General features: G+C 38.9%; 10 protein-coding genes and 1 rRNA gene. 6 read left to right on the forward strand and 5 right to left on the reverse strand.

Annotated features, from left to right (window positions below):
• Positions 1 to 90: ribosomal RNA gene (gene rrf / locus CRO15_RS16240) — 5S ribosomal RNA — on the forward strand; the annotation flags it as partial.
• Positions 91 to 219: 129 nt separating this feature from the next.
• Here rrf and CRO15_RS16245 read toward each other — a convergent pair.
• The 3 genes from CRO15_RS16245 to CRO15_RS16255 all read right to left on the reverse strand — a co-directional run bounded on the left by CRO15_RS16245 (position 220) and on the right by CRO15_RS16255 (position 7,658).
• Entirely contained in the window at positions 220 to 1,686 is a 1,467-nt protein-coding gene (locus CRO15_RS16245; protein WP_097046921.1) for a glutamate synthase subunit beta, read from the reverse strand.
• Between the two features lie 8 nt (positions 1,687 to 1,694).
• A complete protein-coding gene (gene gltB, locus CRO15_RS16250; protein WP_097046922.1) occupies positions 1,695 to 6,200 on the reverse strand; it encodes a glutamate synthase large subunit in 4,506 nt (1,501 codons plus the stop codon).
• 315 nt (positions 6,201 to 6,515) lie between these two features.
• The gene (locus CRO15_RS16255; RefSeq protein ID WP_097046923.1) at positions 6,516 to 7,658 is read right to left on the reverse strand and encodes an acyl-CoA dehydrogenase family protein; all 1,143 of its coding nucleotides are present in this window, start codon (positions 7,656 to 7,658) and stop codon (positions 6,516 to 6,518) included.
• Positions 7,659 to 7,890: 232 nt separating this feature from the next.
• Here CRO15_RS16255 and nhaD point away from each other — a divergent pair, with 232 nt between their 5' ends.
• Genes nhaD through CRO15_RS16280 form a run of 5 tightly spaced genes read left to right on the forward strand, consistent with a single transcriptional unit; the run spans position 7,891 to position 12,513 of the window.
• Positions 7,891 to 9,276 (forward strand): sodium:proton antiporter NhaD, encoded by a 1,386-nt coding sequence (gene nhaD, locus CRO15_RS16260; RefSeq protein WP_097046924.1) that lies wholly within the window; start codon positions 7,891 to 7,893, stop codon positions 9,274 to 9,276.
• 57 nt (positions 9,277 to 9,333) lie between these two features.
• Positions 9,334 to 10,026 carry a MotA/TolQ/ExbB proton channel family protein gene (locus CRO15_RS16265; RefSeq protein ID WP_097046925.1) on the forward strand — a complete coding sequence of 231 codons (693 nt, stop codon included), beginning with the start codon at positions 9,334 to 9,336 and terminating at the stop codon, positions 10,024 to 10,026.
• A 9-nt stretch (positions 10,027 to 10,035) separates the two neighbouring features.
• On the forward strand, positions 10,036 to 10,422 hold the full coding sequence (locus CRO15_RS16270; RefSeq protein ID WP_097046926.1) for an ExbD/TolR family protein: 387 nt from the start codon (positions 10,036 to 10,038) through the stop codon (positions 10,420 to 10,422).
• Entirely contained in the window at positions 10,422 to 11,297 is an 876-nt protein-coding gene (locus CRO15_RS16275; protein ID WP_097046927.1) for an energy transducer TonB, read from the forward strand. The genes CRO15_RS16270 and CRO15_RS16275 overlap by 1 nt, the downstream gene beginning before the upstream one ends.
• 4 nt (positions 11,298 to 11,301) lie before the next feature.
• Complete coding sequence (locus tag CRO15_RS16280; protein ID WP_097046928.1) at positions 11,302 to 12,513, forward strand: bifunctional folylpolyglutamate synthase/dihydrofolate synthase; 1,212 nt, start codon at positions 11,302 to 11,304, stop codon at positions 12,511 to 12,513.
• Positions 12,514 to 12,543: 30 nt separating this feature from the next.
• Here CRO15_RS16280 and CRO15_RS16285 read toward each other — a convergent pair whose 3' ends face one another.
• Together CRO15_RS16285 and CRO15_RS16290 are read right to left on the reverse strand one after the other, a co-directional pair.
• Positions 12,544 to 13,269, reverse strand: coding sequence for a LytR/AlgR family response regulator transcription factor (locus tag CRO15_RS16285; protein ID WP_097046929.1), 726 nt, complete (start codon positions 13,267 to 13,269; stop codon positions 12,544 to 12,546).
• A gap of 10 nt (positions 13,270 to 13,279) precedes the next feature.
• Positions 13,280 to 14,326, reverse strand: a complete 1,047-nt coding sequence (locus tag CRO15_RS16290) for a sensor histidine kinase (protein ID WP_243397001.1) — start codon at positions 14,324 to 14,326, stop codon at positions 13,280 to 13,282.
• Positions 14,327 to 14,353 lie beyond the last annotated feature (27 nt).

Below are 14,353 nucleotides of genomic sequence, written 5' to 3' on the forward strand. Positions count from 1 at the left end.
CCCACCCCTTTCCATTCCGAACAGGGAAGTTAAGCCCGTTTGCGCCGATGGTACTGCTATACCAAGTGGGAGAGTAGGTCGCCGCCTTCCTTGAACCCTCTTTAGTCATTTGACTTTAGAGGGTTTTTTTGTTCCAGTATTTTAAGCATATGATAAAAAAAAGCCCCCAAGATAACTCTTGAAGGGCTTTCGCATTGGGTTTGGTTGGGTATTATAATCTTAAACTCGTGGCAAATCACCGTCACCTTTTAATGGTAAATTGGATTTTCCCATCAAAAAGCTGTCCACATGATGTGCAGCTTGTCTTCCTTCAGAAATGGCCCAGACAATTAAGGACTGACCTCTTCTTTGGTCACCGGCCACAAAAACTCCAGGAATATTTGTTTTATAATCTTTTGCAGATGCATTAATATTGGTTCTTGCATCCATTTGTAATCCAAGTTGGTCAGCTATGGTTGTCTCTGAACCTGTGAAACCAAGCGCTAAAAGAGCTAAATCACAGTTCCACTCTTTTTCCGTGCCTTCAACTTCTTTCAGAACAGGGCGTTTCCCAGGTACTTTTTCCCATTTGACCTCACTGGTAATAAGCCCCTTTAAATTGCCATTGCTGTCCCCAATAAATTTTTTAGTTGATATACTGAAAACGCGCTCAGCACCTTCTTTGTGAGAAGTACTGGTACGTAGTCGCATGGGCCAAAATGGCCAAGGTTGCCCTTCCGGTCTTTCTGGAGTTGATTTAGCCATAATCTCAAAGTTGGTAACAGAGGTTGCACCATGTCTTATAGAAGTTCCTATACAGTCAGAACCTGTATCTCCGCCACCTATTACAACAACATTTTTTCCTTTGGCGGTTAGTTCTTCACCTTTATATGGGATGCCATCAACTTTTCTGTTGTTTTGTGGAAGAAAATCCATGGCTTGAACCACGCCTTTTAAGTCTGCTCCTGGAATAGGAAGGTTTCTCCGTACCGTGGCACCACCGCAGAGAACGATAGCATCAAATTCATTTTGAAGCTCATTGGCCTTTACATCAACACCTACATGAATTCCGGTTTTAAAATTGATTCCTTCCTTTTCCATCACCTCAAGGCGCCTGTCAATTACATTTTTTTCCATTTTAAAATCTGGAATACCATAACGTAATAACCCTCCTATTTTTTCATCACGTTCAAAAACAGTGACAGTATGCCCTGCTCTATTCAATTGTTGAGCTGTTGCAAGGCCGGCTGGACCTGAACCAATAACGGCTACTTTTTTATCTGTTCGTTGGGAAGGAGGTTCTGGTTTTATCCATCCATTGTTGAATGCGGTTTCCACAATATTTTTTTCAATATTTTCAATGGAAACAGGGTCTTCATTTATTCCAAGAACACATGCTTCTTCACATGGAGCTGGGCACAATCTTCCTGTAAATTCAGGAAAATTGTTGGTAGAATGCAAAATCTTAGTGGCTTTCTCCCATTTTCCCTGAAAAACAGCATGATTGAAATCGGGAATCAAATTGCCCAACGGACAACCGCTATGGCAAAATGGTATACCGCAATCCATGCAACGGGCTCCTTGGTTTTTAAGTTCCCCCTCTTTTAAAGGAACTGTAAATTCCCTATAGTTTTTTATTCTTTCCTTGACAGGTGCATAGCCTTCATCTTTTCTGTCAAACTCCATAAATCCTGTTATCTTTCCCATGGCTTAGCTTATAAGGTTTGCAATTTTTCTTTTTCTAATCGTATTAATGCTTGCTTGTACTCCTCAGGGAAGACTTTTACAAACTTTGGCAGATATTCTTCCCAGTTTTCCAAGATTTCTTGAGCCAATGGGCTTAAAGTTGCATTGTAATGGTTCTCAATAAGTTCTCTTAGCTGTTTGATATCGTTATCCTCTTCTACAGCAAGCAAATTCAGACTTTCACCATTACATTGTTTTTCAAAGGACTTGTCTTTGTCCAACACATAGGCAATTCCACCGCTCATTCCAGCGCCAAAATTTCGTCCTACGGCGCCTAGGATTACAGCAATTCCCCCGGTCATGTATTCACAACCGTGATCTCCAATTCCCTCGACCACGGCTTTCGCCCCCGAATTTCTCACACAAAAACGCTCACCAGCTTTTCCATTTATGTAGGCTTCCCCGGATGTGGCGCCATATAAAGTAACATTTCCTGTGATAATGTTTTCTTCCGGTTTTAAAGTGGATTTATAAGGAACTTTAATAACTAGCTTGGCTCCGGAAAGTCCTTTGCCCAGATAATCATTGGTGTTTCCGTTGACCACCATGGTGAGTCCTTTGGTAGCAAATGCACCAAAGCTTTGCCCTGCTGAACCTATAAAATTTAGTTTTAATGTATTTTCGGGTAAGCCATCAGCACCATAAATCTTGGAGATTTCATTACTGATAATTGCCCCTACCGCTCTATCCGTATTGTGAATTGGGAAATCCAATGATGTTTTTTCCTTTCTGAACAATGCCGGATGCGCCTTTGCAATGATATCAAACTCAATGGAATGTTCTATATCGTGTATTTGCTTTTCGGTATTATAAAATTTAGTGCCTTCCGGTACATCTACTTGATAAAGGATAGGGCTAAGATCAATGCCGGCAGCTTTGTAATGCTCTATTGCTTTTTTTCTATCCAGCTTCTGAACTTGGCCTACCATTTCATCAATAGTTCTGAAGCCTAGTTTGGCCATGATTTCCCGTAGTTCTTGAGCGACGAAATACATGTAGTTAACAACATGCTCCGGCTTGCCCTTGAATTTTTTACGGAGTTCCGGATTTTGGGTTGCAATACCCACAGGACAGGTATTTAAATGGCATACCCGCATCATAACACAACCTGAAGCTACCAAAGGTGCTGTGGCAAAGCCAAACTCTTCTGCTCCTAAAAGGCAAGCAATAGCAACATCTCTTCCTGTTTTTAATTGTCCGTCACATTCCAGAACAATACGGTTTCTTAAGTCGTTAAGAACTAAGGTTTGCTGTGCTTCGGCAATTCCCAGCTCCCAAGGAAGTCCTGCATGTTTCAATGAGGTAAGGGGGGATGCCCCTGTACCACCATCAAACCCTGAAATAAGGATTACATCTGCTTTTGCTTTTGAAACACCTGCGGCTACTGTTCCCACACCTACTTCTGAAACCAATTTTACATTTACTCTGGCATCTCTATTGGCAGATTTTAAATCGTAAATCAATTGAGACAAATCCTCAATAGAATAAATGTCGTGGTGTGGAGGAGGCGAAATAAGACCTACATAAGGTGTGGAATTTCTTGTTTTGGCAATGGCCGGGTTTACTTTCGGTCCTGGTAACTGCCCACCTTCTCCAGGTTTTGCCCCTTGGGCCATTTTAATCTGGATTTCTTGTGCACTGGTCAAATAATTGGAGGTTACCCCAAATCGCCCGGAAGCAACTTGTTTGATGGCACTATTTTTCCAATCGCCAGTTTGATTTTTATAAAAACGAGCCGAATCTTCTCCACCTTCACCAGAGTTACTCTTACCTCCAATTCGGTTCATGGCAATTGCAAGATTTTCGTGGGCTTCCTTACTGATACTTCCGTAGGACATGGCGCCTGTTTTAAATCTTTTTACGATTTCGGTCCATGGTTCTACTTCCTCAATGGGAATTGGATCATAGTTTGAAAATTCAAACAATCCACGGATGGTCATCAAGTTTTTTGATTGCTCATTAACCAATTTGGAGTACTCTTTATAAGTCTCCGGCTCGTTATTGCGTACCGATTTTTGAAGCTTGGCAATACTTAATGGATTGAACATATGTTTTTCACCATCTCTTCGCCAACGGTACTCTCCGCCAATCTCAATATCAAGATTGGCTGCTAACTCCTGTGTCTTAAATGCTTTCTTGTGGCGTTTTGCTACCTCTTTTTCAATCTCATACAAACCTATTCCTTGAATACGGGTTGGCGTATTCGGGAAGTATTTGTCTACCACTTTGGTGTTGATACCAATGCATTCAAATAATTGGGAACCTCGGTAAGAATTTAAAGTTGAGATTCCAATTTTGTTCATCACTTTTAATATTCCTTTTCCAATGGCCTTGTTGTAATTTTTAATGGCCTCGTCAAAGGTGTACTCTGTTATATCGTTTTCTTGTATTTGTTCTGCAATAATTTCGTTTACTAAATATGGGTTGATGGCACTTGCACCAAATCCGAAGAGTAAGGCAAAATGATGTACTTCCCTAGGTTCTGCTGATTCAACAATGATGCTCAACTTGGAACGTTTCCCCATTCTGCTCAATCCGCTGTTTACATATGAGCATGCCAGCAAAGCTGGAATAGCCGCCATTTCAGAACTAACCATTCTATCAGATAGAATAATGATGTTGGCGCCTTCATCTATGGCATTGGATGCCTGTTGTAAGATGGAGTCCAGTGCTTCTTCCAATCCATTGTGTCCTTTTCCAATTTCATAAAGCATGGATATGGAAACGACCTTATAGTCTGGACTGGCATCGTAATTTTTTATTTTATCCAAATCCTCCTTGGAAATCACAGGGTTTTGGATTTTTAACTTTCTGCAATGGTATGGAGTAGTATCAAAAATGTTTTGATCACTGCCTAGTGTCAAACTGATGTCGGTAATCAGTTCTTCCCGGATACCATCCAAAGGAGGATTGGTTACCTGTGCAAAGAGTTGTTTAAAGTAATTGTATATGAGTTGTGGGCGCTCTGATAATACCGCTATAGGAGTATCCGACCCCATGGATCCAATAGGTTCCTTCCCATTTTTTGCCATTGGCAAAATAATGGTATTGATGTCTTCCAAGGTATATCCAAATGCAGATCTTCTGGTTTCCAAAGGAAATTCACCATAAAAAACTGGGCAATCATTGTATGGGATATCCTTTAAGTAGACCAAATTATCTTTCAACCATTTTTGATAGGGGTGTTTTTTGGCAATGGACTCCTTTATTTCTTCGTCGTTTACAATACGACCTTCCTCCATGTTAACCAAGAACATTTTTCCAGGTTCCAATCGTCCGTGGAATTCAATGTCCTCTGGTTTTAGCTCGACAACTCCCGTCTCTGAGGACATGATAACATATCCTTGTTTGGTTACCGAATATCTTGAGGGACGCAATCCATTTCTGTCCAAGACGGCTCCAATATAATTACCGTCCGTAAATGGAATGGAAGCAGGACCATCCCACGGCTCCATTACACATGAATTGTATTCGTAAAAAGCCCTCTTGGCTTCGGACATTTCCTTGTTCTTTTCCCAGGCTTCCGGTACAAGCATCATCATTACTTCAGGTAATGAGCGCCCTGTCATAAGCAATAGTTCCACAACCATGTCCATGCTAGCAGAATCTGATTTTCTCGGCAGCACAACAGGAAGGATTCTTTTAATGTCTTCTCCAAACCAATCACTTTCCATTAGCTCTTCTCTGGAACGCATGCGGGAAACATTTCCTCTTAAGGTGTTTATTTCTCCATTGTGGCACATGTAACGGAAAGGTTGTGCTAAGTCCCAGGTTGGGAAAGTATTGGTGGAAAAGCGTTGGTGTACCAGTGCCAATCTAGTCACCACACGAGGATCTAGCAGGTCTTCGTAGTATTTGCTGATGTCCTGTGGTACCAACAGACCTTTAAAAATGATGATTTTGGTGGAAAGGCTCGGCAGGTAAAAGAACTGGCTTTGAGACAGTTTACTTTTTATAATTGCATGCTCCGTAATCTTTCTGGCAATGAACAGTTTTAGGTTAAATTGAAAATCATCTTCAGCATCTCCTTTTCCAACGAACAACTGTTTTACAAAAGGTTCGGTTTCAGCGGCAATTCTACCGGGAACGGAACCGTTTACTGGGACATCCCTCCAGCCCAATAACTGCAGACCTTGGTTTTTAATGTTTTCCTCAAGTGTTGATATGCAAAAGTCGCGTTGGTTTTCTTTTTGCGGAAGGAAAACATTGCTTACTGCGTAGTTGCCTGCCTTCGGTAAATCAAAAGCACATACTTCTGTAAAAAAATCATGGGGAATATCTATAAGGATTCCTGCTCCATCTCCTGTCTTTCCGTCTGAACTTACCGCACCTCTATGCTCCAGTTTATCTAGAATTTCAAGGGCCTTATGAATGATGTCGTTTGATTTTTTGCCTTTTAGGCTGCAAATAAAACCAGCACCACAGTTGTCATGTTCAAATTCCGGAAGATATAGACCTTGTTTTTCTAATCTCATCATTATGGTATTTCCTCAAAAATATCCTTTTTGATGAATAAAAAACAAGGTTTTTCGGGTATTGCAATAAAATCATCAGCTTTTGTGAAGAAGGGTTAAAAAATATTCATATTTGAAATTTGGACAATATCAAATTATGATTCTCTCAAAATGGAAAGCTGGTTAAAAGGTGTTTTGTAATAACATGGGGGTCAAGTGATAAAAAACTAAAATTTTATACAATCGGAATTGATTTCAAGGGGTATTTGATATTGGAATGTAATATAATTATGAGATAGCCCTATAAATAGAGGGGTGCGAAATTCTCTGAAACAATTAATCTTTAAGAATGCTTCTTGAGATTACGATTTTCTGGATTTCCGAAGTGCCCTCGTATATCTGAGTGATTTTGGCATCACGCATCAATCTTTCCACATGATAATCTTTCACAAAACCATTTCCTCCATGTATTTGCACAGCTTCTACCGCTGTTTCCATAGCTACTTCGGAAGCATACAATTTGGCCATGGCTCCAGAAAGCGTGTAGTCATTTCCTGCATCTTTATCGCAAGCGGCTTGATACACCAAATGACGCGCGGCCTGAATTTTGGTATGCATATCGGCCAACTTAAAGGCAATGGCTTGATGGTTGGCAATCTCTGTACCGAATGCCTTACGTTCTTTTGCGTATTTTTTGGAGAGTTCATAAGCTCCAGCAGCTATTCCCAGTGCTTGGGCTGCAATACCAATTCTGCCTCCACCAAGGGTTTTCATGGCGAACTTAAATCCAAATCCATCTTCACCAATCCTATTCTCTTTGGGCACTTTTACATCATTGAATAATAAAGAATGAGTGTCACTGCCCCTGATACCCAATTTATTTTCTTTGGGACCGATTTCAAAGCCTTCCATACCTTTTTCCACAATAAGCGCATTGATTCCCTTATGTCCTTTTTCTATATCGGTTTGGGCAATCACCAAATACACTTCTGCGGTTCCACCATTGGTTATCCAGTTTTTGGTTCCATTTAAAAGATAATGATCACCTTTATCAATAGCAGTTGTCTTTTGAGAAGTTGCATCACTGCCAGCTTCAGGTTCAGAAAGGCAAAAGGCTCCAATAATCTCTCCAGAAGCCAAACGTGTTAAATACTTTTCTTTTTGAGCTTCGGAACCAAAAGTTTCCAGTCCCCAACAGACCAATGAATTGTTTACAGACACTACTACTGAAGCAGAAGCATCTATTTTAGAAAGCTCTTCCATTACCAATACATAAGAAAGAGTGTCCAACCCACTTCCTCCGTATTTTTCATTGACCATCATTCCCAAAAAACCAAGTTCCCCCATTTTCTTTACTTGTTCTGTGGGGAATTTTTGCGCATCGTCTCGTTCAATAACTCCAGGCAACAACTCGTTTAGCGCAAAATCTTTTGCTGCTTGTTGTATCATCAATTGCTCTTCGGAAAGTGTGAACTCCATAAAAATGAGAATTAGATAAAAATTGATTGCAAATATAGCTTTAATTTAGTGATTTTTTATAAAACAATGCTTAAAAATGAGAATTGTATAATTGTGATTATCACTCGGAAGTTAGGCTTTGATTTTTTAAAGATTTTATAAGGAGAACATTGTGTGAAAAAAGTCATTTTGAATATCTTTAGCGAAGCAGACTTTAGCCTTTTAAAGTTTCAACTAACATAAACCAACTAACATGGAGACCCTCTTAATTGCCATATTTGTCATTGGATACCTAGCAATAACCCTTGAACATAATTTAAAGATTGATAAATTGATTCCGGCTTTGGCCATGATGGCAATTTTATGGGCCATAATGGCATTCGGGATAGATGGTTTCCAGGCATGGTTTGATTCTGGAAAACATGCACTGATAGAAGGGTTTTCGGCATTGGGACATGAAGATAAAATGCATGTTCTGGAAGAAACTTTGCTTCATCATCTAGGAAAGACATCAGAAATTTTGGTATTCCTTTTGGGTGCAATGACAATTGTGGAGATCATTGATTATTTTGATGGTTTTGCTACTATCAAATCTTTTGTGAAAACAAGAAGCAAAAAGAGAATACTTTGGATTTTTGCTTTTTTGGCCTTTATTCTCTCTGCCATCATAGACAATCTTACGGCAACGATTGTTTTGATTTCCATTCTACAGAAAATAGTAAAGGATAGAAATGTAAGGATATGGTACGCAGGTCTTATTATTATTGCGGCAAATGCTGGAGGAGCATGGTCTCCAATTGGTGATGTTACCACAACAATGCTTTGGATTGGAAAGAAAGTAACTACCGCCAAACTTATTGGATATTTACTTGTTCCTTCTTTAGTTTGCATGCTTATTCCAACATTTATCGCATCATTTTTGCCGGCATTTAAAGGTGAAATTGAGACTGAGGAAACCGCTCCGGCAAAATCAAAGTTTGGAGCTACCATGCTGTACCTTGGATTGACGGCCATTGTTTTTGTGCCCATCTTTAAAACGATTACGCATTTACCACCCTATGTGGGAATGATGCTTTCTTTGGCTGTGGTAGCTACTTTTGCCGAGATTTATAGTAGCTCTAAGATTGCAATTTCATCTGTCGACCCAGTTAGTGATGCTGAATCGCACCATAGCCCGGTGCATAGTGCTTTAACAAAGATAGAGTTGCCAAGCATACTCTTTTTCTTGGGAATATTGATGGCAGTTGCCGCTTTGGAATCGCTAGGACTTCTTTTCAATTTTGCCGAAGGCCTTAAGCAAGGGATGCCACTATTGGGCACTGAGATTGCAGGCACACAAATTTCAGATTTGGTGGTGATATTATTAGGGATTGGATCTGCAGTAATAGATAATGTCCCATTAGTAGCCGCTAGTTTGGGAATGTTCTCGGAGCCTTTAGATAATCCTTTATGGCACTTTATCGCATATTCAGCCGGAACCGGAGGTAGTATGTTGATAATAGGCTCTGCAGCTGGTGTAGTGGCAATGGGAATGGAAAAAATTGATTTTTTCTGGTATCTTAAGAAAATTGGCTGGCTGGCTTTCATAGGCTTCATTGCCGGAGCCATTTGCTTTGTTATCATGCGATATTTTTTCTAAAAAATACTTTAGCTCAAAAATCTCCGTTATTATTGCAACTTAAATTGGGGATTTTATATGATTATTTTTCAAGATTTGGAAGAAGGAGCCGAGGTGGGTGCATCTATTTCGGAAGAAAAAACGCTTTCCGTTATTGATTTAATTGTTAATGGAGGAACAGGGAGTATTGTAATTATCATGGTACTTTTTGTACTTCTGTTTGTGGCACTTTACATTTATTTTGAACGCATTTTTGCTATAAAAGCAGCATCAAAAATTGACAAAAACTTTATGAACCAGATTCGTGACCATGTCATGAATGGTAAATTGGATGCAGCAAAAATTTTATGTGCTCAAACCGATTCTCCAGTTGCTCGATTAACGGAAAAAGGAGTATCCAGAATTGGGAAACCTTTGGATGATATCAATACTGCCATAGAAAATGCTGGCACCCTTGAAGTCTATAAATTGGAGAAGAATGTAAGTGTATTGGCAACTGTTGCCGGTGCCGCTCCCATGATTGGTTTTTTGGGAACCGTAATTGGTATGATTTTGGCATTCCATGAAATGGCAAGCAGTGGAGGGCAGGCCGAAATGGGTTCATTGGCGTCAGGTATTTATACAGCTATGACCACTACGGTAGCTGGGTTGGTTGTTGGTATTATTGCTTATATAGGATACAATCACTTAGTAAACAGAACGGATAAGGTTGTACATAAAATGGAAGCCAATGCGGTGGAGTTTTTGGATTTGTTGAATGAACCTATCTAGAATTTCAATATGAAATTAAAAGGAAGAAATAAGGTTAGTCCAGAATTTAGTATGTCATCAATGACAGACATTGTGTTTTTATTATTGGTGTTTTTTATGCTGACTTCAAACGCTCCCAATGCTTTGGATTTGCTTTTGCCAAAAGCAAAAGGAAAATCTACCAACACACAGAACGTTTCGGTGACCATAGATAAGAACTTGAAGTATTTTGTGAACAACGAGCAAATAAGTAAAGAATACATTGAAATTGAATTAAAAAAGGCACTTGAAGGACAAGAAAAGCCTACAATCATTCTAAGGGCAGAAGAAAACGTGGCCATAAAAGAAGCGGTCAATGTTATGGATATTGCCAATAGAAATAGTTATAAGGTTATCTTGGCTGTGCGGCCAAAATAATGTCATTTTTAGATACGAGACACAAGAAAAAATCTTTTACGCTAACAACACTTCTGTTAAGCGTACTACTACTATTGCTTTTTTATATAGGGCTTACTTATATGGATCCTCCAATTGAAAATGGTATAGCCATCAATTTTGGAACCATGGATTTTGGTAGTGGAAAAGTTCAACCAAAAGAAAAGGTGCGTTCAGAGCCAAAAAAAGTTGAATCAAAACCGGTAGAACAAGTTCAAGAACAGGTAGTGCCAAAGCAAACTGCTCCTGAAGAACCTGTGGAAAAAGTTTTGACAAGTGATTCTGAAGAGACAATAAAAATAAATCAGCAAAAAGAAGCCAAACGTAAAGCGGATGAAGCTGTAAAAAAGGCCAAGGCCGATGCTGAGCGAGTTGCACGCGAAAAAAGAGAGGCCGAACAACGAAAAAAACAAGAGCAGGAAGCCAAAAAGAAAAGCCTTGATGCCTTAATCGGTGGAATAGGAAAATCTGATGGTACAACAACAGGAAGTGAAGGAGATGATAATAGAGCTGGTGATAAGGGAAAGCCTAATGGAGACCCTTACGTCACAAGCTACTATGGTCCGGGTAACGGCAGCGGCACAGGCGGATATGGTTTAAATGGCCGGTCATTAGTGACCAAAGGTAAGGTGCAACAAGAATGCAATGAAGATGGACGTGTTGTGGTGCGAATAGTAGTAGATAGAAATGGAAAGGTTATAAAAGCAACCCCTGGTGTAAAAGGAACTACAAATAATGCGCCTTGCTTACTGGAGCCGGCCAAAAAGACCGCATTTCTTCATAAATGGAACCTAGATTCCAATGCACCATCACAGCAGATAGGTTTTGTAGTAGTAAACTTTAAGTTAGGCCAATAGCTCAATGACTTACCAGGAAACTTTGGGTTGGATGTTTCAACAACTTCCAATGTATCAACAGAAGGGTCCTACGGCCTTAAAAAATAAGCTGGATAACATTCTTTTTTTTTCGGAAATTCTAGGTAACCCCCATGAAAAGTTCAAGAGTATCCATGTTGCAGGTACCAATGGAAAAGGCTCTAGTAGTCATATGTTGTCTTCAATTCTTCAGGAAGCTGGGTTTAAAGTGGGGCTATATACCTCACCACACTTAAAAGATTTTAGGGAACGTATAAAAATAAATGGAGTTCCAGCCTCCAAAGAGTTCGTTGTTGATTTCATTCAAAACCATAAGCTATTTTTGGAACAGAATAAACTATCCTTTTTTGAAATGACGGTTGGAATGGCTTTTGACTATTTTGTGAAAGAGAGGGTTGATATTGCAATCATTGAGGTAGGTTTGGGCGGAAGGTTGGACTCTACCAATATCATTACACCCGAAGTTTCCTTAATAACCAATATTGGGCTGGACCACACTAAAATCCTTGGCGATACGTTAGAGAAAATAGCTTTGGAAAAAGCTGGAATCATAAAAAGAGGTATTCCAGTAGTAATAAGTGAAACCCAACCCGAAACCGAAGGAATCTTTAAGATCATGGCTGCTCAAAAAGATTGTAAGATTGTTTTTGCAGATCAACTTCAAGGGAGAGACTATAAAACGGATTTGTTGGGTGAGTATCAGGTAAGAAACGTAAAAGGAATAATCACTACTATAGCTGAGTTAAAGAATTTTGAAATAAAGGAAGAACACATATTAAAAGGACTTCAGCATACTATTGACAATACCGGAATTTTGGGTAGGTGGCAGGTATTGGGCGAAAATCCAAAAATTGTATGCGATACGGCACATAACAAAGAAGGATTACAAATTGTGCTGGAGCAAATTGAAAATCTTAAGCCTCAAAAGATACATTTTGTGCTTGGGTTTGTAAATGATAAAAATTTAGCGGAGGTCTTAAAACTTTTTCCTAAAGATGCTGAATACTATTTTGTAAAACCTAACATACCAAGAGGGTTACAAGCGGAAGAGTTATGGAAAACGGCCCTGAAGTTTGGCTTGAAAGGAGAAATTTTCAGCTCAGTGAAAAATGGTTTGGAGGCAGCTTTGGAGCAAGCTGACCATAATCATTTTGTATATATAGGAGGGAGTACCTTTGTAGTGGCCGAAGTAGTTTAAGAATAAGTCTTTAAATATCTGTAACGGATATTACAGGCCCAACATACTGAAAAAACTTACTTTGTAACTCTCACCTATTGGAATTCTAATATCATTGATTACAATTCTATTTCGTTGTATCGTTTTAATACATGTAACGTTTACTACAAAGGATTTGTGAACCCTTAAAAATTGGTTGGAAGGAAGCTTATCCAAAATTTCCTTGAAACTCATCAACGTAAGTATCGCTTTGTTGGATCCAGCGATATGAACCTTTAAATAATCCTTTAAGCCCTGAATGTATTCAATTTCGTCTAGATTTATCTTTACGCTTTCATATTCTGCTTTTACAAAAATGTAATTCTGAGACTCGTTTGTTTCGCCATGCGATGGAAATACGTTGCTATCCGTAGGTTTCTTTTTATAGATTAATATTTCTTTCGCTCTGGTTATGGCCTTAATAAAGCGATTATAAGGAATGGGCTTGACCAAATAGTCAACCGCATTTAAATTGAACCCTTCAACAGCGTATTGGGAGTAGGCTGTGGTAAAGATGAACATGGGTTTATTGTCCAAGGATTTTATAAAATCAATTCCACTGATCTGAGGCATATCAATATCACAGAATATTAAATCGAGCTTTTTTTCTTTAATGGTCGAAATAGCTTCCAAGGGATTGGTAAATGTTCCTTCCAGTTGGATAAAATCCATTTTTTTGCAGTAGTCAACCAGGACATCTATAGCTAATGGTTCGTCATCAATTATTATGCATGTCATATTTCCGTATTTATAGATAAAGATTCAATACCACGGTATATGTTTCACCGTTGTTCTCAACCTTCAATTCGTGAGATTCTGGATATAATAATTTTAATCGGTTTTTTACATTTTCTAGACCTACTCCAGAACTGTCCTTTTGTTTTCTATATGGACCGATTTTATTTTCTACCTTAAAATGTATAGACCCATTTTCAATAGAAAGGTTTATTTTCACATACGTTCTTCCTTCATAATCGGTCCCATACTTAAAGGCATTCTCTATAAATGAAATAAAAAGTAATGGAGGAATGACTTTGTGCCTGTCATCACCAGATATTTTTAGTTTAACATTGATACTGTCTGATAAGCGTAACCTTTGTAGCTTAACATAGTTTTTTATGTATTCCAACTCTTTTCTAAGCGGAACCAGATTCTTATTGGCCTCATACAACATGTACCTCATTAGCTCGGATAGATTTATGATTGCTTCTGAAGAGTCTTTGGAGTTTTTGGCTGATAAGGAATAAATGGCATTCAAAGAGTTAAAAAGGAAATGAGGGTTTAGTTGTGTCTTTAAAAATTGGAGCTCGGAATTGGTTTTCTCATTCTCGACTATTTTTCTAAGGTCCTCGTTTTTTCGCCATTCAATGTATACTCTTAATAGTGCGCTTGCAAAAAATGGTGCGCTTAATATTGTCATAATAACCAATTGATTGAAAACAGGGTTTGACCTTAGCCTGTTTACACTACCTAGATAGGGATTGGGGAACTCAGACGGGTAATGTGGCTTGGCACAATACTCTATTAGCCTTGAGGCATTTGGAGGATACTTTAAATTAATGAAAAGACCTGTCACGGTAATCAACAATAGGCAAACCAAAACATAGGTCAAGGTGGTTCTTTTGAGCAGTATCTTAGGGACCAAAAGAAAATAGTTGATATAGAAAAGAACTATCATTGACAAAAATCGAACGGGAATGCCTTCTGGGATTCTTCTAAATTCAAAAACATATGGGAAAAGGAAAAATATGCCGAATGAAATCCACATGATAAGGTGAATAAGAAATTGGTTCATATGTTTCTTTTCAAGAATCATATTTTG

Source organism: Flagellimonas pacifica (assembly GCF_900215465.1).
Taxonomy (GTDB): domain Bacteria; phylum Bacteroidota; class Bacteroidia; order Flavobacteriales; family Flavobacteriaceae; genus Flagellimonas; species Flagellimonas pacifica.